The sequence below is a fragment of the Streptomyces sp. NPDC013157 genome (assembly GCF_042899865.1).
Classification (GTDB): domain Bacteria; phylum Actinomycetota; class Actinomycetes; order Streptomycetales; family Streptomycetaceae; genus Streptomyces.
This window is the reverse complement of sequence record NZ_JBIBAK010000001.1, coordinates 461,403-483,183: the sequence shown is the minus strand read 5'-3', so window position 1 is coordinate 483,183 and position 21,781 is coordinate 461,403. Positions and strand designations below refer to the sequence as shown.

The following is a 21,781-nucleotide window of genomic DNA, read 5'->3' as shown; positions in this document are numbered from 1 at the left end:
GGAGATCCCGGTACAGGGGTCTCGTCAGAGAGACCGGAAGAACTCCTCCAGTTCCCGGTCGAGCTGTTGGGAGGCTTCCGTCTCCCCGGCGTCCGCCAGCCATGCCGCTCCCAGCGCCGGGCTGAACGCCGCGGCAAGGAACCACAGCCGGGGGAGCAGTGGCCGCGGGCGGGGCGCACGCCGAGTGACGTGCCCCCCGCGGCCTTGTCGCATCATCAGATGGGGTAGTGGCGGGATCCGGACTGGATGGTGATCCAGCGCAGCTCCGTGAACTCCTCCAGCGCGGCCCGGGAGCCGAAGCGGCCCCAGCCGCTGGCGCCGACGCCGCCGAAGGGCATCTGGGGCTCGTCGTGCACGGTGGCGCCGTTGATGTGACAGATGCCGGACCTGATCCGGCGGGCCACGTCCAGTGCCGCGGCCGCGTCCTTGCCGAAGACCGCCGCGGAGAGCCCGTACTCGGTGTCGTTGGCGACCGTGACGGCCTCGTCGGTCGAATCGACCTCGATGATCGAGACCACCGGCCCGAAGGTCTCCTCGCTGTAGATACGCATGTCCGGGGTGACTCCGCGCAGCACGGTGGGCTTCACGAACAGGCCGTCGGCCGTGCCACCGGTCAGGACCTGGGCACCCCTGTCACGCGCGTCCTCGATCAGCGCGATCACGTGGTCGCGGGCGGCGGTGTGGACCAGCGGGCCGATCTGTGAGCCGGGGTCGCTCGGGGGGCCGACGACCAGCTTGGCGGCACGCTCGGCCAGCCGGGTGGACAGCTCGTCGGCCACGGTCCGGTCGACGATGACGCGCTCGGTGGACATGCAGATCTCGCCCTGGTTCATGAAGGCACCGAAGCTCGCCGCTGCGGCGGCCTCCTCCAGATCCGCGTCGGGAAGCACCAGGAAGGGCGCCTTGCCGCCGAGTTCGAGGACCACACGGGTCAGGTGGCGACCGCCGAGTTCGCCGATGATGCGGCCGACCCTGCTGGATCCGGTGAAGTTCACGCGGGTCACGGCGGGGTGGGCGATCAGGGCCTCGACGACGGCCGGACCGTCCTGGGGCGCGTTGCTGATGAGGTTGACCGCTCCGGCGGGCACGCCGGCGTCGTGCAGTACCTCGACGATGGCGGCCTGCGTGAGCGGCGTCTGTTCGGAGGACTTCAGCACCACGGTGTTGCCCCACACCAGCGGCCACACGATGGCGCGCACGCCGAGGATCAGCGGGGCGTTCCACGGTGCGATACCGACGACGACACCGACCGGCTGACGTACGCCGAGGGCGGTCAGGCCGGGCACGTCCGACGGGATCACCTCGCCGACGGCCGCGTACGCCTGGGCCGCCGCCTCGACGAGCATGCCCTTGGCGACGTGCACGTTGAAGCCGCACCAGGGGAGGGTGGCACCCATCTCGCGGCTCATGGTGGCGACGATGTCATCGGTGCGTTCGCCGAGCAGCACGGCCGCCCGCTCCAGGACCGACCGACGGGCGGCGGGCGGGAGGCCCGACCACTCCGGAAGGGCGGCAGCGGCCGCGTCCACCGCGAGGTTGACGTCCTCGACGGAGGCCGCGGCGACCCGGGCGATCGGTTCGCCGGTCAGGGCCTCGGTCGTCTCGTAGTAGCGGCCGTCCCTGGCCGCGACGTGCTCGCCCGCGATGAGGAGGTCGCTGGTCCGGACCGCGCCGGATGCGGGTGCCTCGGTCTCAGTGGCTGACATGTGTTGCCTCATCTCCACGACAGCGGCTCACTGCCGCACGAACCCTGCATGTCGAACTCTCTTCGGCCGACGGCCTGTCCTGAACCCTCCTGTCCGTTCATCGAACAGCGGTGTGAGGACACGGCCGCCTGCCGTTCGGGGGTCAGACCGGCGGCATGCGCTTGGCCTGGTGCATGTGCGCCAGGCGCCAGCCCTCGGAGGTCTCCTGCCACACGCGCGTCACGGCCTCCTGCACGGGAAACGGCGGGAGGCTCTCGTCGAAGACGATGTGCATCTCCTGCAGACACGTCGTGATCGCGGTGTTGCCGCGCACGGTGATGCTGAGCTCCTCGGCCTTGGCGAAGACGTGGCGGCGCCGGGTCCAGGTGAAGTGGGCGAAGGTCCTGCCGTCGTCGATCTTCCCCACCGGGCCGTGGACCGCCCGGCTGTCGTCGAGCATGAGGGCCGTCATGGCCTCTTCGCCCTCGGTGAGTGCCACGAGCCAGGCGGCCTCCGCCTGCTCGATCGCCTGAACTGCCGTGGTGGTTGCGGTGGACACGGTCGTCATAGGTCCAGCTCCAGAATCGGTGAGTGTGATCGCGACGAGCACGTGGTGAACAGGCCGTCGGCGCGCTCACGGTCGGTCAGGATGTCGTCGCGGTGGTCGGGCTCTCCCGCGAGGACACGCACGATGCACTCGCCGCAGATCCCCTGCTGACAGGAGTAGGGGGCGTCGACGCCCTCCGCGAGCAGGACGTCGAGGACGCTCTCGCCCTCCTTGATCTCGTAATCGCCACCGGACTTGGCGAGCCGCACCGTGAACGCGCCGCCCTCCGTGTGCGCGTCGGCGTCCTGCACGGGCGCGAAGCGCTCCTTGTGGATCACTTCGGCGGGCCACCCCGCTCCCTGCGCGGAGGAGATCACGAAGTCCATGAAGCCTCCGGGCCCGCACACGTAGATCGCCGTGTCGGGGGAGGCCGGGCCGAGGTCGCCGATGCTGAACCGCTGGTCGTCCGGGCCGTCGTCGAAGTGCAGCCGTACGCGGGGGTTGCGTGCCAATTCGTCGAGGAAGGCCGCGTCCGCGCGGCTGCGGGCGCAGTAGTGCAACTCGTACTCGGCGCCCGTGACCTGGAGCGCGTGCGCCATGGCCAGCAGGGGAGTGACACCGATACCGCCCGCCACCAGCAGATGGCGACGGGCCCGGTCCGAGACCCCGAACCTGTTGCGCGGACGCGAGATCCGCAGTCTGTCACCTGCGCGGAGCCGGTGCATTGCGAGGGAGCCGCCGCGCGACGCCGTCTCGGCCAGCACAGCCAGCTGGTACCGGCTGCGGTCGTGCGGCGGCCCGCACAGCGAATACTGGCGGACCAGTCCGGCGGCGCCGTCACCCTCCAGGAGTACGTCGACATGGGCGCCGGCGGCGAACTCCGGGAGCTCGGCTCCGTCGGGACTGATCAGGTCGAGCACCACGATCCGCGCGGTCGCGTCGTGCCGGGCGATCACGATGGTGTCGAGCCACTCGTTGCTCATGGTGCTCGCTCAGATTCCGGCCGTGGCGTCGGCGTCGGCGTCGTCCGCCGGGCGTTTACCGATGGTGAACAGGCCGGACTGGGTGTGGTGGACCTCCGACGCGTCGCGGATGATGTTGATCGGGTCGCGTCCGGCCTCGACATCGTCGGCCATCGTCAGAAGCATGCGACGCAGCATGACGACGCCGCGGTCCCCGGTGGCCAGGGTCTCCTCGGAGTCCAGGGTGATCGCTCCCTGCGACCCCTGGGCCTCCGCGTCGCCTGGGAACTTCTGGCGCTCCTCGTCGGTGAGCTCGTGGTTCTGCTTGCCGTTCTGTGTGATGCCGATGACGAAGCGGACCATGCGCTCGGGGTCGTTCGTGCGGATGGAGAAGAAGAGGCGGTGGCTGGTGTCGTCGGAGGGCACGACCCACAGCAGCTGGTCCGGCCGCGCGTCAGGGGTCACCTTCACGAAGTCCGGCAGGCCGAAGACGTTGGGAAGGTGCTGATCGACCGCGAAGCCGTACTCGGTGACCTCGCCGTCCTCGCCCTCCATCTCGAACCGCTGGGTGTACTTCACGCCGTGGTCGGTGCGCTCGTACGTCAGGCGCTCGGCGATGGTGGCCGGGTCGAAGAAGTTCTCCGGGTAGCCGAAGGTGCCGGTGCCCAGCATCTGGTAGCCGCTGTGCGTGGAGTGGAGCCAGGTGACGTGGGTCGGGTCGGCGGAGTTCTCGTAGATGTTGAGCCAGCTGAAGTCCGACGGCATGCCGAGGACCGCCGCGTGGGGGACCGGCCAGCTGGCGAAGTACTTCTCGTCCTCGGCGGGGTTCTCCAGTGCGTCGTAGCGGGGGAGTTCGGGCTTGAGCTCGGGCGGCCCCATGTAGACGAAGACCAGGCCGTAGCGCTCCGCGACGGGGTACCACGGCTGCCGGGCGGCGTCGCGCCGGCGTCCCAGGCCCGGCTCGCAGGCCTGCTCGATGCAGTGGCCCTGGACGTCGAACTTCCAGCCGTGGTAGCAGCAGCGGATGCCGTCGTCCTCGACGCGGCCGTAGAAGAGGCTGGCGCCACGGTGGGTGCAGCGCTCGATCACGACGCCGGGGTTGCCCTGTCCGTCCCGGAACACGACCAGGTCCTCGCCCAGCACGCGGGTCTTCTGCGGCAGGGCGCCGGCGACGAGCGTCTCCGAACTGGCGATGGGGTGCCAGTAGCGGCGCAGCGCCTCGCCCATGGGCGTACCGGGCCCGACTTCGCGCAGGCGGGCGTTGTACGAGGGCTTCGGGCGGCCGTAGGCCGTGCCGGTGTCGATCTCTGACGTGGTGGTCATCGCGCTGTCTCCCGTGCGGCTCGGGGGCACAGTCGGTGGCCCGTGCAGGGCTGCGGGGGGATCACCTGCGAGGGCACGGTCCTGTGCGACCCTCAAACTGATAAGTTGATTCACATTCGCATTTTGCGTGGCGAGGCGTCAAGGGGCAGTTCCGGTGCCGCCTTGATCGCGGGTCGCGGAGCTGTCGGGGCGCATGTCGGCTCCGTATACGGTGGTCGGGTGACTACCGAACCGTCGCTCGATCTGCCGCAGCCCCAGCAGGCGCGCAGTCGGCGGACCCAGCAGCGGATCCTGGAAGCGGGCACGGCCCTCCTCGAAGAGGGCGGCACCGAGGCGCTCACCATCGCGGCCGTCGCCGCTCGGGCGGGCGTCTCCGTGGGCAGCGTCTATCGGCGTTTCGGTGGCAAGGACCGTCTGATCGCGGGCCTGCAGCACGCCATGATCGAACAGTTCCGCGCCGACATCATTCGCCGCTTCGCTCCGCTGCGCACCGATCCGGTCACTCTGGTCGCCTCGGCGGTCGCCGGGCTCACCGAGACGTTCGAGGCGCACGCACGTCTGATGCGTGTCTTCATCACCGCGGGCACCACTGATCCCGGGGTGGCTCAGGTGGGGTCCGCGGCCAGTATCGACGCCGGTCGGGTTTTCCGGCGGTTCCTGGAGCCGGTCGCGCCGATGATCGCCGCGCCGGAGCCCGAACTGCGCCTGGATATCGCCTTCCGTCTGGTGTATGCGGCTTGCATGAACCGCCTGCTGCACGGCGAACACTTCGAGTCCGAGCGGTCGCTGACGTGGCGTCAGCTCACCGATGAACTGATCAACGCCGTCTGCCTGTACCTGCTCGGCGCTGCGCCGCAGTGAGTCCGGCGGTAGATCTCCCAATGTGAATGTGATTCTATCTTCATATTCACATCTGGCGGCAGCACACCGGCCCGACCGCGAAGACCGCCGGTCGACCGTTTGCCCGACAAGGGAAGGAACCGCTCCATGCGAGAGCCGCTCAGCTACGAGATCGCGCACGGCGCCGCACTCGCCGCTCTGGAAGCAGGAAGGGCCGAGGGGCACAAGGTGTGCGCCGTCGTGGTCAACCGAAGCGGCGTCACCAAGGTTCTGCTCAGCGACGACGGCGTCGGCCTTCTCGGCGTGGAGACCGCGCGACGCAAGGCGTACACCTCAGCCGTGAGCGGTGTCCCGACCGCCAAGTTCGCGGCCTTCGCCGCGTCCCCCCAGATGCAGGTGGCGCCTCCCCACCTGGTCGATTCCAACCTGCTGCCGGTCGCCGGGGGAGTGCCGATCGTGACGGCCGACGGCGAGGTCATCGGCGCCATCGGCGTGGGCGGGGCGGACGACACCACGGACGACCGGATCGCAAAACAGGCTCGTGACTCCGTCGCGAAGATCGTCGCGTAGGCCCTTTCCCTGATGAGTCAGGGACAACCGGGGGGCGTCGCGGGAGGCCTGCGGTCCCTGATTTTCAGATCACCGCCCGGATGATCCCGACGGTGCGCATCAAATGGGGCTCGTGGCGGTCGGCGCGGTGGGCGACGGCCAGCTCCACGCGTGCGTTGGACCCGACCAGCGGTAGATAGGCCACTCCGTGGAGCGTCAGGGCGGTGACCGGCTCGGGTACGACGGCGACGCCGAGGCCGCCGGCCACGAGGGTGACCAGCGTCGAGGTCTCGCCGACCTCGTGGCGGATGCGCGGTTCGACGCCGGCGTCGCGCAGCAGGCCCAGGACGAGGTCGTACATCACGGAGCGGCGGTCGGCGGAGTGCACGATCAGGTCGGCACCGGCGAGGTCCGCGGCGCGCAGGCGTTTGCGGCGGGCGAGGGGGTGGTCGACCGGTACGGCGACGACGAGCCGGTCCCGGCGCAGGGTGTGCACGGTGAGGGAGAGGTCGGCCGCCACGGGGCGCAGCAGTGCGACGTCGATGGCGCCGGTGCGCAGTGCCTCGGCCTGGTCGGGGGCGAGCATCTCGCCGCGGAAGGAGAAGTCGACGCCGGGCAGTTCCTCCGTGAGCCGCCGTGAGAGCGAGGGCAGGAGGCTGTACGTCGCCGAGCCCACGCACCCGATCGCGAGGTGGCCCACCGAGCCGGCGGCGACGAGCCGTGCGTGGTGGGCGGCCTCGTCGACGCCGGCGAGGATCGCGCGCGCCCGCTCCAGGTAGGCCCGGCCGGCCTCGGTGAGGTCGACGCGGCGTGTGGTGCGGTGCAGCAGCTCGACGCCGAGCTCGGTTTCGAGCTGGCGGATCTGCTGGGAGAGCGGGGGCTGGGCCATGTGGAGCCGCTCGGCGGCACGACCGAAGTGGCGTTCCTCGGCCACCGCCACGAAGTACCGGAGGTGACGCAGATCCATATGTCGTCCATATCAATCAGCTGGAATATGCATACTTCAGAATATCGTGGCTCGGGGCTAGCGTCGTTGCCATGAGTGCTTTCCTCTACGCCGCGACCCGCACGCCGTTCGGCCGCTTCAACGGCGCGCTGGCCGGGGTGCGCCCCGACGACCTCGCCGCCGCCGCGATCACCTCGACGCTCGCCCGGGTGCCGGACCTCGACCCCGCCGCGATCGGCGACGTGGTGTGGGGCAACGCGAACGGCGCCGGCGAGGAGAACCGCAACGTCGGCCGCATGGCGGCGCTGCTCGCCGGGCTTCCGGTGAGCGTGCCCGGCATCACGGTCAACCGGCTGTGCGGCTCCAGCCTCGACGCGGCGATGACGGCCAGCCGCACGATCGAGTCCGGCGATGCCGAGGTGGTGCTGACCGGCGGCGTGGAGTCGATGACACGGGCGCCGTGGGTGCTGCCCAAGTCGGCGAAACCGTTCCCGGCCGGTGACGTCACCGCCGTCTCGACCACGCTCGGCTGGCGGCTGGTCAACCCGCGGATGCCGAAGGAGTGGACGGTCAGCCTCGGCGAGGCCAACGAGCAGTTGCGGGAGCGCTTCGGGATCTCCCGGCAGCGGCAGGACGAGTTCGCCGCCCGTTCCCACCAACTCGCCGACCACGCTTGGGAGTCGGGTTTCTACGACGACCTGGTGGTGCCGGTCGAGGGCGTCGACCTGACCCGCGACGAGGGCATCCGCCCCGGCTCCACACCGGAGGTGCTGGCCGGGCTCAAGCCTGCCTTCCGCACAGCGGAGCAGGGCGGCACGATTACCGCGGGCAACTCCAGCCCGCTCAACGACGGTGCCTCCGCGGTGCTGCTGGGCAGCGAGAAGGCCGCGGCCGCGATCGGGGCTGATCCGCTCGCTCGCATCGCCGGACGCGGCGTCATGGCGTTGGAGCCGCAGGCCTTCGGCTACGCCCCGGTCGAGGCCGCCAACCGTGCGCTGGCCCGGGCCGGGATCGGCTGGGACCAGGTCGGGGCGGTCGAGCTCAACGAGGCCTTCGCCGTGCAGTCGCTCGCCTGCCTGGACGCGTGGAAGATCGACCCCGCCATCGTCAACCAGAAGGGCGGCGCCATCGCGATCGGCCACCCGCTGGGCGCCTCGGGCGGCCGCATCCTGGCCACGCTGGCCAAGGTGCTGCGCGAGACCAGGCAGCGTTACGGCGTCGCCGCGATCTGCATCGGGGTCGGCCAGGGCCTGGCCGTCGTCCTGGAGAACTGCGCTGTCACGGGGTCGGACCGATGAGCCGGGCGGAGATCCTCGAGAGCACCGACGCCGCGGTTGCCGGGATCGAGGACGGCTCCACGATCCTCGTCGGCGGGTTCGGCCTGGCCGGGATGCCGTTCGATCTGATCGACGCGCTCATCCGGCAGGGTGCGAAGGACCTCACGATCGTGTCCAACAACGCCGGCAACGGCGACGTCGGGCTGGCGGCTCTGCTGGCCGCGGGCCGGGTGCGCAAGGTGCTGTGCTCCTTTCCGCGCCAGGTCGACTCCTGGGTCTTCGACGGCCTCTACCGCGAGGGCAAGATCGAGCTGGAAGTGGTGCCGCAGGGCAATCTCGCCGAGCGGATGCGCGCGGCCGGTGCCGGTATCGGCGCGTTCTACTGCCCGACCGCGGTGGGCACGCCGCTGGCCGAGGGCAGGGAGGAGCGCGAGATCGACGGCCGGAAGTACCTGCTGGAGTACCCGATCAAGGGCGACTACGCGCTGATCGGCGCGCACACCGCGGATGCGCTGGGCAACCTCGTCTACCGCAGGACCGCCCGCAACTTCGGACCGGTCATGGCCACGGCCGCGACGACGACCATCGTCCAGGTCGACGAGGTGGTCGAGCCCGGCAGGCTCGATCCCGAGTCCGTCGTCACCCCGTCCATCTACGTCGACCGGGTCGTCCAGGTGGCGGCCCGTCACTACACCGTGCAGGGGGCACGATGACCACCACGCCGAGCGATCAGGTGCGCGTCGACCACCGGCTCTCGATGGACGAGCTGGCCGCCGTGATCGCCCGCGACATCCCGGCCGGTTCCTTCGTCAACCTCGGCATCGGGCAGCCCACGAAGATCGCCGACCACTTGGCGGCCGGCTCCGGGGTGGTGCTGCACACCGAGAACGGCATGCTCAACATGGGCCCCAAGGCCGAGGGCGACGCGGTCGATCCCGACCTGACCAACGCCGGGAAGGTCCCGGTGACCGAGCTGCCGGGCGCGGCGTACTTCCACCACGCCGACTCCTTCGCCATGATGCGCGGCGGGCACCTCGACGTCTGCGTCCTGGGGGCCTACCAGGTCGCCTTCGACGGCGACCTCGCCAACTGGACCACCGGCAAGCCCGAGGACATCCCCGCCGTCGGGGGCGCCATGGACCTCGCCATCGGCGCCAAGGACGTCTACGTGATGATGACGCTCTTCACCCGCTCCGGCGAGCCCAAGCTCGTGCCCCAGTGCACCTATCCGCTCACCGGCCTCGGCTGCGTCAGCCGCGTCTACACCGACCACGGCGTCTTCGACGTCGGCCCCGACGGCGTACGCATCCGGGAGACGTACGGCGTCACCGCCGACGAACTCGCGGAGCGACTCGGCATCACGCTGGCTTAGCGTTTTCCGCGCAGCCCCGTACCTGCCGACGGCCTCGATGCCACCCCGAGGGGGGCGGCGTCGAGGCCGTCGGCTGATCGGCGCTACTTTCCGCTGGTGATTTCGACGTAGGTGGTGCCGGTGACCTTGCTGTGGTCGTAGGTGCCGGCGACCTTGGCGCTGCCTTCATAGCCGGGTGTCGGGACCAGCAGTTCCTGGTTCTTGGCGTAGACGGTGACGTTCAGCTTGGCGTGCTCGCCGGGGATGCTGACCTTCCAGCGCGTGGGGTAGCTCTTGCCGGTGGTCGGGCTGGTCCAGCGGGTGGACTCGTCGGGCGTGAGGGTCGCCTCGGTGAGGGTCTGGGTGCCGTCGGGCTTCAGGATGGTCGCGAAGTTGTTCTTCTTGCCGTCGTACTGCTGGTTCCAGATGCTGACCTTGTCGCCGTTGGACAGGTTGAGGTTCATCCAGGACCAGGAGGCGCGACCCGTGGAGAGGTCGGGGAGCGGTCCCCACTGGCGGTCCAGCCAGGACTGCCCGCGGACCTTCTCGGCACGGCCGTTGACGGTCAGGGTCCCGGAGGTGTCCACCGTGGGCAGGGCGTACTCGTAGTTCGAGTACTTAGCGTCACCGAACATCGGGAAGTAGCCCGTGCCCATGTTGTAGAGGACGTTGCCGCGGGGGCGGAGCGTGACGTCGATGGTCCCCTCGGGGACCTTGGCGCGCAGCTTCATCTCCTTGGCGTCGCCGGTCCAGGTGATGTTGTCGGTGTGGATGTCCACGCCCTGCTTGTCGGAAAGACCGGTCCCGAGCGGGAGGGGGATCTCCGACCTTGTGTACCAGCCGGTGTCCTCGTTGACCACCGACACCTTCGAGATGGCGCTTCCCTGCTTGCCGAAGCCGGCGTTGAGGTAGTGGACCAGGAAGCCGTACCGGTGGCCCCCGGCGGTCACGTGCGCGGTCACGTACCAGGACTGGTTGGCCTGGTCGGGGTCGTAGGTGAGCCCTGCGGCGGGGTCGACGAGGGCCGGGACGCTGGTCTGGGACAACCCCTTCTGGGAGGCGGAGGGGTGCGCCGCGGTCGAGCCGGCGGTCGTCGCGGTGGCTGTCCCTCCCGCGGCAAGGGTGAGAGAGGCGACGAGAGCGGAGGCGACGGCGACTGCGCCGACGGTGGTCTTACGCATGGATGGCTCCTTGTGCGGTTCCCTGTGCTGGCACTCTCCGAGGTGTACGAAACTGTTTCGTACTATCTCGGGTCGCGATGCTGGGCGAGGAGAACCTGCAGTGTGGACAAATGGATGCTCCGCCCACCGGTGCGGGCGGCTTCGCTCGGGTGTCCTGTGAGCGACCCGAATTAAATCCTACATATGTAGGATTATCTTTTGCCTGCTCCGTGTCAAGCGAAGCTCACACAGGGGCCGCTGCGCCGGATCCGGGACCGGGTGCTGACCTGAGACAGTGCTCAAACGTGAAGATCGGGACGGCTACGCTGGTCCGACTGGCGGGCAGCCGCCCGCACAGCCGACTGAGGAGGATGTTTGGGAGACAAGCCGAGTACCACCCGACGCCCCGGCCGCCCCAAGGCGGATTCCACCGAGGTGCCCGCCGAGCGGGACGTCCTGCTCCGGGGCCTGGAGGCGTTCGCGACGCTCGGATACGACCGGGCGTCGGCGCGGGAGCTCGCCCGCCGTCTCGGGGTCGGCCCCACCTTCATCAACGACCGCTACGGCTCCAAGGCGGCCTACTGGCGGGCCGTGGTGGATGCCGCGCTCGGGGCTCAACTCGAAGGCATGGTGCCCCCTGCCCCTGGGAGCGACGACGAGGGCGTGGTGCGGCAGTTCGTCATGGAGTTCTACCGCGTCAGCATCGGCCAGCCGTACCTCGCCATGCTGATGGCGGATGAGTCCGCACGGGACACCGAACGGCTGGACTACCTCTACCAGCGTTACATCGAGCCGACGCTCTCCCGCGTCGTGCCCAGCATCGAGAGGCTGATGGCCTCCGGTGGCATGACCCGGGTCCCGATGGACGTCGTGTTCTTCGCCATCATCGCTCCCGTCTCCGGACTGGTCCATGAACCTCTCGCCCGGCGTCTGGGGAGCCCCGAACGCATGCAGCAAGCGGACCGTCACGCCAGGGCGGAGGCCTTGGCCGGACTGGTGGTGGACGGCCTGCTGGCAACAAGGCACCAGTGACCCGCTGGACATGAGGTGGAAGAACCGTGCGTGGGGCGATCGGTGAACTGATCGCCCGGGCGCCCTGTGTCGACGTCGTCGTCCGCCCCGGTTTGCTCCGTTGATCCTGCCGCCGGACTGATGTACGGGGCGGGTTCGCTTCTGTCAGCTCGGCGCCCCGGTCGAACGTCATCCGCGTGCGAGCTGCTCAGGACAATGCCGCAGCTTGGTCACCGTCTCCGGTCCATCAGGTTCTGCCCGTACGTTGCTGAACCGGCCCGCAGACTGGCTACCCACGCAGTACACGCAGCTTCTCACCGAAGCGCCGCCTCCACCCGCCGCGCCCCACGGCGAACCGCCCCGGGAACGGCGCTCCGCCGCCCAACTCCACATGGCCGCCAACGCGACCGTCGACGGCTGCATGGTCGCCCTCACCCTTCGGTCGGCAACCAGCGGCTACCCCACCGTCGCCCTCGCTCACGTCAGCCGCCTCGACGACGCCGACCCCGATGCGAAAGCTGACGCCTCACTCCATGCACTCAGCGAGTGGCTCACCGACAACGAGGCCGCCGACGCCGACATCCACACCACTGTGGAGAAGGTGCGCGCCGCGCGCCTTGAGGAGAACGTCTTCGTCTCCCGATCGGTGGAGACCCTCGCCGAAGAACTCCGACACACCCAGGAAGTCATCACCCAACGCGTCGGCGGAGCCCTCGACAACATCACCACGGCACTGGACCAACTGAACCGCGACGCCGGCCTCTTCGGCGCAAACCTGCACTACCAGATCGACCCGCCAACGGACACCGACCACAGCTGGCGCTGCTCCGTCACACCACGGTGGCGACGCAACGCCAACGGCCCGATGCTCGCCTACGACACCGTCACCAACACCGCCCAGGAAAGGCTCTTCTCCATCCACCTCGTTCTCGCAGTCCTCCTGGCAGCCCCTCACGCCCAAGGCCGAGCGCTCGTCCTGGACGAACTAGGCGACTCCCTGGGCCAAGAACACCGACGCGAAGTGCTCGGCGCGATCACCAAAGTCGCCACCGCCCACGGCATCACCGTCCTGGGCAGGTGCCAAGACACACTCATGCGAGACGTTCCGGTCCGGAGGTGCGATTACCCTCCGTGATGTTCGGCGTCCGCCGTAGGTGCTGACGCCCCAAGGTTCAGCAAGTCCGTTGGCCCGCAGCGGGGAGAACCGGCCGACGCGGAGCACATCTCATTCTCCCCAGATTCTCCCCAGCGGCCTTGGGCGGTCCTTCTGGCGGCTGCCTCGGCTCCCGTGAGGCCCTGGCGCAGGCCCTCGCCGACCGGTTACTCAGAGCCAGTCCTTGCGCTTGAAGATGAAGTACAAACTGGTGCATACGACTGCCATCAGGACGATAGCGAAGGGGTATCCCAACACCCAGTGCAACTCCGGCATCTCCCGGAAGTTCATCCCGTAGATCGTCCCGACCAGGGTCGGGGCGAACAGAATGGCCGCCCAAGAAGAGATCTTCTTGATCTCCTCGTTCTGTTCGAACCCCGCCTCCGCCAACGCCCGCATCTCCGCGTTCTGTTCCTGGGTGACCAGGGTCGCGTTGACCGTGAGGATTTCCGTGAGGGCCTGGCGGAAGCCGTCCACGCGTTCGCTGATGTGGGTGACGTGGTCGGCGACGTCGCGGAGGTAGCGCTGGAGCTCCTCGTCGGTCTCGTACTTGGTGAAGCCGGCCATCAGGCCGTGCAGCATGCCGACGAGGGGGCGGGTCGCGCGCTGGAACTCGACCATCTCGCGGGAGAGTTCGTAGATGCGGCGGGATACGGACGGGTCGCCGCGGAAAACCTCGGTCTCGATCTCGTCGATGTCGTTCTGGACGCCCTCGACGACCGGGGCGTAGCCGTCGACCACGGCGTCGAGTATCGCGTAGAGGACGGCCTCCGGGCCGAGTTTGAGCAGGTCGGGGGAGTCCTCCATGCGGCGGCGGACCGCCGAGAGGTCCGGGGCCGCGCCGTGCCGGACCGTGATCACGAAGTCGGGGCCGACGAACACGTGCAGCTCGGCGAAGTCGACCTCCTCGGGCGCGTCCAGATAGCGGGCGGCGCGCAGGACCACGAAGAGCGTGTCGCCGTACCGCTCCAGCTTCGGCCGCTGGTGTGCCTCCATCGCGTCCTCGACCGCGAGCGGGTGCAGGTCGAACTCGCTGGCCAGGGAGAGGAGTTCGTCCGAGGTGGGACGGGCCAGGCCGATCCACGCCATGCCCGAGGGCGTGTCGCGCAGTTCCCGGTACGTCTCCGCGAGGGTCGCCGGTGTCGACACCCGCACCCCGTCGCTGTACAGCGCCGCCTCCACGATGCTCGGCGGCTCGGCGGGCTCTCCGCCCGACCCTCGCTCCGGCGGCTCGGCCGTGGCGTCCCGCTCCTGCGGCAGGGCGCGGCGCCAGACGGACCTTCTGGTGCCCCGGCCGTTCCTGCCGTTCGCGGCGTTCTTCGAGACCGGGCTGGGGCGTCGCTCGGACATCGCGGCCGCCTCTCGGTGGAGCCTGCATCGGCGTGAGCTGTGTGATCCGCGTGGTCCGGGTGATCACGCGTGATCGGTGAGTCTCGTCGCAGGATATACGGGGCATACGGGCCCGGCGGAGGGAATCGAGGACGGGATTCGGTGAGAGATGCGGACAGGATCTGTCCTCGTTCGGCGTTAGCGTGCCGGGTATGACGAAGCAGCCGTCCGGCCCGGTCCTCGGCACCCGCGCCCTCAACCGCGCCACCCTCGACCGCCAGCTCCTGCTGCGCCGCTCACCGCGGTCGGTGAAGGAGGCCGTGGCGCACCTCGTCGGCCTCCAGGCGCAGAACGTCAAGCCGCCGTACTACGCCCTCGCCGCCCGCCTCGACGGCTTCGCTCCCGAGCGGCTCTCCCGGCTGATGGCCGACCGGGAGGTGGTCCGGATCGTCACCCTGCGGTCGACCATCCACACCCACACCGCCGCAGACGCGCTGACCGTGCGCCCGCTGGTCCAGCCCGCCCGGAGACGCGAACTGACCGCCTTCCGCAAGGGGCTGGCCGGCGTCGACCTGGACCGGCTCGCCGCGCTCGCCCGGGGCCTGGTCGAGGCCGAGCCGCGCACCATGGCCGGGCTGCGGGAGGCGCTGAGCGCCGAGTGGCCGGACGCCGACCCGCAGTCCCTCGCCGTCGCCGCCCGCTGCACGCTGCCCCTCGTCCAGGTCACCCCGCGCGGGCTGTGGGGCCGGTCCGGCCAGGTCGCCCTCACCACCGCCGAGCACTGGCTCGGCCGCCCCGCCGAGCCGGCGTCCGCCCCCGACGCCACGGCCGCCACCGCCGCCGTGGACACCGCGGTCCTGCGCTACCTCGCCGCCTTCGGGCCGGCCTCCGTCAGGGACATGCAGACCTGGGCCGGGCTGACCCGGCTCCGCGCGGCCTTCGAACGGCTGCGGCCCCGCCTCCTCTCCTTCCGGGACGAGACCGGCGCCGAGCTCTTCGACCTCCCCGACGCGCCCCGCCCCGACCCCGGGACCCCCTCCCCGCCCCGCTTCCTCCCCGAGTTCGACAACCTCCTCCTCTCCCACGCCGACCGCACCCGTGTCGTCCCGCCCGAGTACCGGGGGCGCGTCTGGCAGGGCAACCAGGCCCACCGCACCCTGCTCGTGGACGGTTTCCTGGCCGGTGTGTGGAAGCTGGCGGAGGATGCCCTGGTCATCGAGACCTTCGGGCCGTCGGCCGGCGGGGCGGCGGAGCGGGCCGCGATCATGGAGGAGGGCGAGCGGATGCTGGCCACCCTGCACCCCGGTGAGCGCTACGACATCCGGTTCGGGACCGTCGTGGCCCAAGCACGGTGATGAGCGGCGGCGAATCCGCCCGCCCGGCGCTCCGCCGGAGGCGCCGCGACATGCCGTCCGCCGACTGCGGCGCCGTCGGGGCTGGTCGCGCCCACGCGGCGGAGCCGCACATGGATACAGCCTCGCGCCCCTTCGGGGCGCGGCCGCACTGCAGCGGTTTCGCGGGACCCGCCTAGAGTCGGCGTCATGGAACTGCGGCAGCTCAGCTACTTCGTCGCCGTCGCCGAGGAACTGCACTTCGGGCGGGCCGCCGAGCGCCTGCACATCGTGCAGTCGGCCGTCAGCCAGCAGATACAGCGCCTCGAACGGGAACTGGGCGCCGAACTGTTCGACCGCTCGCCGCGCCGGGTCCGGCTCACCGGCGCGGGGGAGCGGCTGCTGCCCGAGGCGCGGGCGGTGCTGGCGGCGGCCGAGCGGGCCCGGGCCGCGGTCGCCGCACCGGCCGGGCTGCGGATCGGCACCAGTACGGGGCTCGGTGCGCATCTGGACCGGGTGCTGGACGCGTTCGCGCGCCGCGCGCCCGACGTGCCGGTCGAGTTGTTCTCGCTGCCCGCCGCGGAACGCCTTGCCCGGGTCGCGGGCGGCCGCCTGGACGCCGCGTTCGTCCGGGCCGTCGAGCCCGTGCCCGGTGTCCGGGTCCGGCCGCTGTGGCCCGACCCCCTGGTGGCCGCCCTCCCCGCCACGCACCCCCTCGCCGGCCGCGCCGAGATCGGCGTCGAAGAACTGGCAGGCCTCCCCCTCGCGCTCACCGAGCGCCGCACCAACCCCGCCCTCGTCGACCTGGTCGTCGGCGCCTGTCGCGAGGCCGGCTTCGAGCCGCTGCCCGGACCGTCGCCCGGCTCCCTCCAGGACACCCTCGCCAGCATCGGCACCCGCCCGCTCTGGACGGTCGTGTACGCGTCCCACGCGCGCGTGCTGCACAGCCCCCGGGTCGCCTTCGTTCCGTTCCGGGCGCCGGGCCTGGCCCTCGCGACGGGCCTAGCCGTGCCCGCGGTCGCCCCCTCCCCACACCTGGCCGCCCTGCTGCTGGCCTGCGACGATCACGAAGGCTGATCGCTGCGGTCGGGATCTGCTTCTTGGTCGCGGACGTCCCGTGCGATGGACTGGACCCACCGAACAGAACACCCACTCGGAGGAGTTCAGCGATGCCGATCGTCACCGTCCAGCAGGGCCCCCGCGACCCCGAACTCAAGCGGGACCTCGTCAGGCGCGTCACCGACGCGTTCGTCGACGCGTACAAGATCCCCGCCGAGACCGTGCAGGTCTGGATCCACGAGGTCCCGGCCGACAGCTGGGGCGCCGCCGGGAAGCTCACCGCCGACAAGTAGCGGGCATGGATAGGGGGCGCTGCGGGCTGCTCGTGGAAGCCCGCAACGCCCCCTGGTCACTCACCCGAGGGATACTCGGGAGACCTTCTGGTTACGAGTTGACCTGCGCGGTCACCAGGTCCGAGAAGGTGGTCAGCCGGGTGTAGACACCCGGGTAACCCGCCTCCGCGCACCCCTCTCCCCAGGAAGTGATCCCTGCCAGGACGCCCCCGATGAGCAGGGGACCGCCGCTGTCGCCCTGGCAGGTGTCTACGCCGCCGGACGTGTATCCGGCGCAAACCATGTCGGTCTGGACGAAGTCCGAACCGTAGGAGCTCTTGCAGCTGGAGTCGGACACGATCGGGACGGTCGCGGTCCGCAGCTGGTTGGAGGAGCTGCCGTTCTCCGAGGTGGTGCCCCAGCCGAGGATGCGGGCCGTGGTGCCGGCCGCGTACAGACCCGTCTGGGAGGACGTCACGTACGACGCCGGGGTGTACGACATCGACGTCGACAGCGTCAGGACGGCCACGTCGTCGCCGTTGGTGGCATCCGTGTAGTCCGGGTTGATCCAGATCTTGCTGACCTTGCTGACCGTGCCGTTGGTGCCGTTGAGGTACGTGCGGCCGCCGACCACGCGGACGCTGCTCGTGGACTCGCCCTCCATGCAGTGCGCGGCGGTCACCACCTTGGTGGCCGACACCAGGGTCCCGCCGCAGAACTGGCTGCCGGACGCGTCCGTGATCTGCATCATGAACGGGTACGCCGTCGTGGTCGTCGTGGTACCGCCGACGATCGGCTGGGGGGCGGCTGACGCGGTGGGGGACGCGATCAGCGCGGTCGCCGCGGCGGCGGCGGTGGCCACCAGGACTGCGGCGGACTTTCTTGCGCGGTGGTGCCCGAACATGAGTCTCCTCAGTGGGGGTTGCCGGTGGGGGTCGCGCGGGTGTGGGGGGTGCAGCACGGGGGTCGCGGGACCGACCCCCGTATGCCCGGGCGAGCGGCACATCCATAAGCTAGGACCCGGAACCCCACCCTCCCAATGAGGGAACCCCCTAGGGGGATGCGGGAGGGAAAACCCTCGGTCCGCCTCAGTTAACCGGGAGGGCTCTCACTTCGCGCGTCGCCCCGCGGCCAAACGGACTATGTCCACGCGCGATCGGATGCCCAGCTTGCGGTAGACCCGGGTGAGCGTGGCCTCCACCGTCTTGACGCTGATGAACAGCCGGGCGGCGATCTCCCGGTTGGTGGCGCCCTCCATGACCAGCGCGGCGACCTGACGCTCCATCGCGGCCAGCCCGTCCAGGGCGTCGAGCGCGGCGGGCGCCTCGACCGGCGGCTCCGGCGCGGAGACAGCCTCGTCCACCTGCCGCAGCCACGGCAGCGCCCGGCACCGCCGGAACAGCCGGGTGGCCTCGTCGAACGCCGTGGGGGAGCGCCTCTCGCGCAGCGCGGCCAGCGTGAACGCGGCCCGCGCCTCCTCCAGGCCGTAGCCCAGTTTGGCGAACCGGTCCTGAGCCGAGGTCAGCAGGGTGACGGCCGTGTCGCGTTCCCCGTGCGCGGCCCGGACCAGCGCCTCGGCCCGGTCGAGCGCGGCGAGAACACTCTCCCGGCCGAGCCGGAGCGCGTGCTCCCGGGTGACGTCGATGACGTCCTGCGCCTCGGCGGGTTCCCCCACCCGGACGAGTGCCTCGGCGAGGTCGCCCTGCCAGCGGCCGCGGGCCGGGTCGGTGATGCCGAGGCTCTGCTCCAGTTCCCGCACCCGGCGCAGCGAGCGGACCGTGCCCGCCGGGTCGCCGGCCACCAACTGGGCGTATCCGAGGGCGCCCAGGGCCCGGGACAGGTACATCGTGTCGCCGTCCTGCTCTGCGTGCTCCACCGCCTCCCGGGCCAGCGCCAGGCCCCGGTCCACGTCGCCGCCGGACGCCTCGGCCAGTGAGGTGAGCATCGCGGAGGCGGTCTCGCCGATCCCGGAGTCGTGGGCGAGGTGCAGGCCCTCCCGGGCCAGGTCGAGGGCCCGGCCGCAGTGCCCGGAGCGCAGTTCGGTCTCGGCGAGCCCGCGCAGGAAGTGCACCTCGCTCTCCACCTGCCCGCGTCGGCGCACCTCGCGCAGCAGCGCGGTGACGGTGGTGCGCGCCTCGGCCAGCTGGTCGCCCATCACCAGCCAGCGGAACCTGGCGCTGCCCGCCCCGTTGTGGTGGCAGGCCACGTTCGGGTCCTGGGGCTCCTTCAGGGCGCGCTTGATGGTGGCGGGTGCCGCCGGATGGCCCATCAGGGTTTCGACCTGGGCCTGGAGGGACAGTGCGAGGAGTTCGGTGCGCCGGTCGCCGCCCACGGCCGCGAGGTCCGCGGAGTGCGCCGCCGCCTGCCGGGCCTCGGTGAAGTCGCCGCCCACGATCAGCGCCCGCCAGGCCAGCTGGTAGTGGACCTTGCCGAGCAGCCGCGGGTCGTCCCCGGCGTCGGCGAGGGCGTGCGGGAAGGCCGCGTCCACCTCGGTCATGGTGTGGCCGGCCGAGTCGATCACCAGGATCCAGGCCCGCACCCGGTCCGCCGGACGGGTGGCGTGGGTGAGCACCTCGCGGGCGATGTCCTGGGCGAGGTCGATCTCGCCCGCGCTGGTCGCGTCCTCGGCCGCCTGAAGCCGGCGCTCGTCCGGGGTGGGCGCGTTGTCGCCGGGGGTGTGCCGGGCGGCGAGCAGGCCGATCTGCGCGGCCACCGAGGGCGCGCCCCGGTCCCGGGCCTCGGTCGCGGCCTCGGCGAGCCGGTCGGCGACCTCCGGGTCGGTGCCGGTGGTGGCCAGGGCCAGGTGCCGGGCCCGCTCGATCGGGTCGGAGGCGGCCGTGGACAGCGCCGCGTGCGCGGCCCGGCGCTCCTGCGCGGGTGCTTCCGCGTACAGCGCGGCGGAGATGAGGGGATGCGCGAACCGTACGGCGGGGCCCTCGGGCTCGGTGGCCAGCAGCCCGAGTTCGGCCGCCTGGGCGCACTCGGCCTCGGCGTTCTCCCGGCCGGCCGCGTGCAGCAGGGCCTGGGTGGGGCGGGCGCCGGCGCTGGCCACCAGCAGGGTGCGGCGGGCCTCGACGGAGAGCATGTCGAGCCGGCTGAGCACCAGGGCGCGCAGCGAGGTCGGCACCGGCAGCGGCTCGCCGGGGCGGGGCGGGGTCGGGTTCTCGGCGAGGGCGCGGCCGAGCTCCAGGGCGAACAGCGGGTTGCCGCCGCTGGTGCGGTGGATCTCCCGGACCGTGGACCGGCTCAGCCCGGTGTGGCCGCGGTGGTCGAGGAGTTCGGAGATCTGCCTGCGGTTGAGCGCGCCGAGGCGGACGGCGACGGTGTCCGGGGGCGACGCGCGTAGGTGACGGTCGTACTCCTGGCCCTCCGTACGGACCGCGCTGAGCAGTTGGACCGGGGTGCCGCCGAGGCGGCGGGCGGCGAAGCCGAGGAGTTCGGCGCTGGCCGGATCCAGCCACTGGAGGTCGTCGGCGACGATCAGTACGGGCCCCTCGGCGGCCAGCACGCGCAGCGTGGAGAGCACCGCGAGGCGCAGGGCGAGGCCGTCGCGCTGGAGGGTGGATTCGCCGCGGCCGGTGAGCGCCGACTCCAGGGCGGTGCGCTGGGCGCCGGGCAGGTGGGCGGAGACGTCGTCGAGGACCAGGCCGAAGAGGTCGGCGAGGGCGAGGAACGGAAGATGGGATTCGGACTCGGTGGCCGAGCAGCGCAACACGGTGCGGGCGGTGCCGGCGTATTCCGCGTCCAGCGCCCGCAGGACGGTCGATTTACCTATTCCGGCGGGCCCGTGCAGGAGGACGCTGCCCCCCGAGGAGAGCTGCTCCCGGGCGGCCGCGAACAGCTCCGCCCGGCCGATGACCAGGTCGGGGCGGCATCTGGCAGGCTCCTGGAAGTCCCGTCGCACGGTCACCGCTCCCCTCGTGTGTCGTGTCCCAGCCAAATTCTAGGCAATGAACCCTGAAATCCGGCCGAACGGCATGGTGAGGGAAATAACAGGGGCTTCGCATATGGCAATTCACTGCGCGTCCGCATGAATGGAATGGGTCCCCTCCGGCTATGGCAACACCCCCGTCCGACGAGCCGTCGACACCGCCTCCCCCCGGGTGTGCGCGCCCAGCTTCCGCATCGCCGAGCGCAGGTAGCCCTTGACCGTCTCGGGCCGCAGCCCCAGCCGCTCGGCCACCGCCGCGTTGGTCGCCCCGGCCGCCACCCACGCCAGCACGTCCAGTTCCCGCGGCGCCAGCACCGCCTGGGCCGGCGGAACCGGCGCCGGCGCGGTCAGCAGCCCGCAGGCGGCGAGCAGTTCGGCGCGCAGTTCCGGGTCGGCGATCCGCGGTGCCAGGGCCCGCAGCGCGGCATGCGCCTCCCGCACCTGCTCCCGGGCGGCCCCCGGATCCCCCACGGCGGCCGGTTCCGGCCGCGCCGACGCCAGCAGCTCCCTGGCCTCGTCCTGCACGACCAGCGCCTGCTCCACGTCCCGGGCCGCCGCCACCGCCGCGCCCAGCGTGCGGTCGCCCAGCGGCTGGGCGGTGCGCAGCGCGCCGTACAGCACGCCCCGCACCCGGCGTCGTACCACCACCGGTACCGCGAGCACCGAGCGCAGGCCCTCGGCGGCCACCGGGATGTCGTACTCGTGGCTGATCTGCCGGGAGGCCGAGTAGTCGACGACCGCGCAGGGGCGGGCCCGTTCGACCGCCTTGCCGCCCAGGCCGTTCCCGGAGGTGACCGCGAGCGAGCGCAGCGACGCCGTGCTGGTGCCGGTCAGCTCGCTGATCCGGACCTGTGTCCGGCCCGCCTCGACCAGCCCGCCGAAGGCGATCGGAAGCCCGGTGGCGCGCCGGAGTCTGGCCAGCGCACCACGTATCTCCACCGCCCCCGTGACCTCTGCTGCCACCTGTCCTGCCCCTTCGACCCCGGCCTCGTGCTGTCCACACCCCCGTTCGGGGGTAGTGAGACCTGCATCACGGATTACACGATGCCAGAGAG

The 21,781-nt window shown here is 71.1% G+C and carries 20 protein-coding genes; 10 read left to right on the top strand and 10 right to left on the bottom strand.

The features are described from left to right. Positions 1-215: 215 nt before the first annotated feature. The 4 genes from ACFY6U_RS02205 to ACFY6U_RS02190 form a co-directional block, all read right to left on the bottom strand. The gene (locus tag ACFY6U_RS02205; protein ID WP_390034631.1) at positions 216-1,706 is read right to left on the bottom strand and encodes an aldehyde dehydrogenase; all 1,491 of its coding nucleotides are present in this window, start codon (positions 1,704-1,706) and stop codon (positions 216-218) included. Between the two features lie 142 nt (positions 1,707-1,848). Further along, complete coding sequence (locus ACFY6U_RS02200) at positions 1,849-2,253, bottom strand: nuclear transport factor 2 family protein (protein WP_390034630.1); 405 nt, start codon at positions 2,251-2,253, stop codon at positions 1,849-1,851. Beyond that, the gene (locus ACFY6U_RS02195) at positions 2,250-3,215 is read right to left on the bottom strand and encodes a PDR/VanB family oxidoreductase (RefSeq protein ID WP_390034629.1); all 966 of its coding nucleotides are present in this window, start codon (positions 3,213-3,215) and stop codon (positions 2,250-2,252) included. Before ACFY6U_RS02195 ends, ACFY6U_RS02200 begins: the two co-directional genes overlap by 4 nt. 9 nt (positions 3,216-3,224) lie before the next feature. Then, positions 3,225-4,517, bottom strand: a complete 1,293-nt coding sequence (locus ACFY6U_RS02190) for a Rieske 2Fe-2S domain-containing protein (protein WP_390034628.1) — start codon at positions 4,515-4,517, stop codon at positions 3,225-3,227. 219 nt (positions 4,518-4,736) lie between these two features. On the opposite strand from ACFY6U_RS02190, the gene ACFY6U_RS02185 reads away from it, so the two are divergent. Together ACFY6U_RS02185 and ACFY6U_RS02180 are read left to right on the top strand one after the other, a co-directional pair. Continuing rightward, entirely contained in the window at positions 4,737-5,378 is a 642-nt protein-coding gene (locus ACFY6U_RS02185) for a TetR/AcrR family transcriptional regulator (RefSeq protein ID WP_390034627.1), read from the top strand. Between the two features lie 126 nt (positions 5,379-5,504). Beyond that, a complete protein-coding gene (locus ACFY6U_RS02180; protein ID WP_390034626.1) occupies positions 5,505-5,927 on the top strand; it encodes a heme-binding protein in 423 nt (140 codons plus the stop codon). 64 nt (positions 5,928-5,991) lie between these two features. Here ACFY6U_RS02180 and ACFY6U_RS02175 read toward each other — a convergent pair whose 3' ends face one another. Further along, on the bottom strand, positions 5,992-6,873 hold the full coding sequence (locus ACFY6U_RS02175; protein ID WP_390034625.1) for a LysR substrate-binding domain-containing protein: 882 nt from the start codon (positions 6,871-6,873) through the stop codon (positions 5,992-5,994). Between the two features lie 71 nt (positions 6,874-6,944). Between ACFY6U_RS02175 and ACFY6U_RS02170 the strand changes: the two genes are divergently transcribed. The 3 genes from ACFY6U_RS02170 to ACFY6U_RS02160 are packed head-to-tail and all read left to right on the top strand — an operon-like array spanning position 6,945 to position 9,501. Next, a complete protein-coding gene (locus ACFY6U_RS02170) occupies positions 6,945-8,150 on the top strand; it encodes a thiolase family protein (protein WP_390034624.1) in 1,206 nt (401 codons plus the stop codon). Continuing rightward, entirely contained in the window at positions 8,147-8,842 is a 696-nt protein-coding gene (locus ACFY6U_RS02165; RefSeq protein ID WP_390034623.1) for a 3-oxoacid CoA-transferase subunit A, read from the top strand. The genes ACFY6U_RS02170 and ACFY6U_RS02165 overlap by 4 nt, the downstream gene beginning before the upstream one ends. After that, positions 8,839-9,501, top strand: coding sequence for a 3-oxoacid CoA-transferase subunit B (locus ACFY6U_RS02160; protein WP_390034622.1), 663 nt, complete (start codon positions 8,839-8,841; stop codon positions 9,499-9,501). The genes ACFY6U_RS02165 and ACFY6U_RS02160 overlap by 4 nt, the downstream gene beginning before the upstream one ends. A gap of 83 nt (positions 9,502-9,584) precedes the next feature. Here the strand turns inward: ACFY6U_RS02160 and ACFY6U_RS02155 are convergent, their stop codons facing one another. Then, on the bottom strand, positions 9,585-10,661 hold the full coding sequence (locus ACFY6U_RS02155; RefSeq protein WP_390034621.1) for a lipocalin family protein: 1,077 nt from the start codon (positions 10,659-10,661) through the stop codon (positions 9,585-9,587). Between the two features lie 354 nt (positions 10,662-11,015). Here ACFY6U_RS02155 and ACFY6U_RS02150 point away from each other — a divergent pair, with 354 nt between their 5' ends. Continuing rightward, the gene (locus tag ACFY6U_RS02150) at positions 11,016-11,672 is read left to right on the top strand and encodes a TetR/AcrR family transcriptional regulator (protein ID WP_390034620.1); all 657 of its coding nucleotides are present in this window, start codon (positions 11,016-11,018) and stop codon (positions 11,670-11,672) included. Between the two features lie 370 nt (positions 11,673-12,042). Then, positions 12,043-12,786, top strand: a complete 744-nt coding sequence (locus tag ACFY6U_RS02145; RefSeq protein WP_390034619.1) for a hypothetical protein — start codon at positions 12,043-12,045, stop codon at positions 12,784-12,786. A 189-nt stretch (positions 12,787-12,975) separates the two neighbouring features. Here the strand turns inward: ACFY6U_RS02145 and ACFY6U_RS02140 are convergent, their stop codons facing one another. Beyond that, on the bottom strand, positions 12,976-14,154 hold the full coding sequence (locus tag ACFY6U_RS02140) for a magnesium and cobalt transport protein CorA (protein WP_390034618.1): 1,179 nt from the start codon (positions 14,152-14,154) through the stop codon (positions 12,976-12,978). Between the two features lie 191 nt (positions 14,155-14,345). Here ACFY6U_RS02140 and ACFY6U_RS02135 point away from each other — a divergent pair, with 191 nt between their 5' ends. The 3 genes from ACFY6U_RS02135 to dmpI all read left to right on the top strand — a co-directional run bounded on the left by ACFY6U_RS02135 (position 14,346) and on the right by dmpI (position 16,816). Beyond that, positions 14,346-15,488 carry a winged helix DNA-binding domain-containing protein gene (locus tag ACFY6U_RS02135; protein WP_390034617.1) on the top strand — a complete coding sequence of 381 codons (1,143 nt, stop codon included), beginning with the start codon at positions 14,346-14,348 and terminating at the stop codon, positions 15,486-15,488. Between the two features lie 186 nt (positions 15,489-15,674). Continuing rightward, positions 15,675-16,541: a LysR substrate-binding domain-containing protein gene (locus ACFY6U_RS02130; protein ID WP_390034616.1), complete on the top strand. Its 867-nt coding sequence runs from the start codon at positions 15,675-15,677 to the stop codon at positions 16,539-16,541. 92 nt (positions 16,542-16,633) lie between these two features. Then, a complete protein-coding gene (gene dmpI, locus ACFY6U_RS02125) occupies positions 16,634-16,816 on the top strand; it encodes a 4-oxalocrotonate tautomerase DmpI (RefSeq protein WP_390034615.1) in 183 nt (60 codons plus the stop codon). Positions 16,817-16,907: 91 nt separating this feature from the next. On the opposite strand, the gene ACFY6U_RS02120 is transcribed toward dmpI, so the two are convergent. From ACFY6U_RS02120 to ACFY6U_RS02110, 3 genes are all read right to left on the bottom strand, one after another. Then, positions 16,908-17,699, bottom strand: a complete 792-nt coding sequence (locus ACFY6U_RS02120; RefSeq protein WP_390034614.1) for a S1 family peptidase — start codon at positions 17,697-17,699, stop codon at positions 16,908-16,910. 204 nt (positions 17,700-17,903) lie between these two features. After that, the gene (locus tag ACFY6U_RS02115; protein WP_390034613.1) at positions 17,904-20,705 is read right to left on the bottom strand and encodes an AAA family ATPase; all 2,802 of its coding nucleotides are present in this window, start codon (positions 20,703-20,705) and stop codon (positions 17,904-17,906) included. Positions 20,706-20,849: 144 nt separating this feature from the next. Beyond that, entirely contained in the window at positions 20,850-21,689 is an 840-nt protein-coding gene (locus tag ACFY6U_RS02110) for a response regulator transcription factor (protein ID WP_390034612.1), read from the bottom strand. Between the last annotated feature and the right edge of the window lie 92 nt (positions 21,690-21,781).

Coding starts and splice junctions, on each gene's coding strand:
- ACFY6U_RS02205 (WP_390034631.1), bottom strand. CDS start 1,706: ATGTCAGCCACTGAGACCGAGGCACCCGCATCCGGCGCGGTCCGGACC.
- ACFY6U_RS02200 (WP_390034630.1), bottom strand. CDS start 2,253: ATGACGACCGTGTCCACCGCAACCACCACGGCAGTTCAGGCGATCGAG.
- ACFY6U_RS02195 (WP_390034629.1), bottom strand. CDS start 3,215: ATGAGCAACGAGTGGCTCGACACCATCGTGATCGCCCGGCACGACGCG.
- ACFY6U_RS02190 (WP_390034628.1), bottom strand. CDS start 4,517: ATGACCACCACGTCAGAGATCGACACCGGCACGGCCTACGGCCGCCCG.
- ACFY6U_RS02180 (WP_390034626.1), top strand. CDS start 5,505: ATGCGAGAGCCGCTCAGCTACGAGATCGCGCACGGCGCCGCACTCGCC.
- ACFY6U_RS02175 (WP_390034625.1), bottom strand. CDS start 6,873: ATGGATCTGCGTCACCTCCGGTACTTCGTGGCGGTGGCCGAGGAACGC.
- ACFY6U_RS02170 (WP_390034624.1), top strand. CDS start 6,945: ATGAGTGCTTTCCTCTACGCCGCGACCCGCACGCCGTTCGGCCGCTTC.
- ACFY6U_RS02165 (WP_390034623.1), top strand. CDS start 8,147: ATGAGCCGGGCGGAGATCCTCGAGAGCACCGACGCCGCGGTTGCCGGG.
- ACFY6U_RS02160 (WP_390034622.1), top strand. CDS start 8,839: ATGACCACCACGCCGAGCGATCAGGTGCGCGTCGACCACCGGCTCTCG.
- ACFY6U_RS02155 (WP_390034621.1), bottom strand. CDS start 10,661: ATGCGTAAGACCACCGTCGGCGCAGTCGCCGTCGCCTCCGCTCTCGTC.
- ACFY6U_RS02145 (WP_390034619.1), top strand. CDS start 12,043: ATGGCCGCCAACGCGACCGTCGACGGCTGCATGGTCGCCCTCACCCTT.
- ACFY6U_RS02140 (WP_390034618.1), bottom strand. CDS start 14,154: ATGTCCGAGCGACGCCCCAGCCCGGTCTCGAAGAACGCCGCGAACGGC.
- ACFY6U_RS02135 (WP_390034617.1), top strand. CDS start 14,346: ATGACGAAGCAGCCGTCCGGCCCGGTCCTCGGCACCCGCGCCCTCAAC.
- ACFY6U_RS02130 (WP_390034616.1), top strand. CDS start 15,675: ATGGAACTGCGGCAGCTCAGCTACTTCGTCGCCGTCGCCGAGGAACTG.
- dmpI (WP_390034615.1), top strand. CDS start 16,634: ATGCCGATCGTCACCGTCCAGCAGGGCCCCCGCGACCCCGAACTCAAG.
- ACFY6U_RS02120 (WP_390034614.1), bottom strand. CDS start 17,699: ATGTTCGGGCACCACCGCGCAAGAAAGTCCGCCGCAGTCCTGGTGGCC.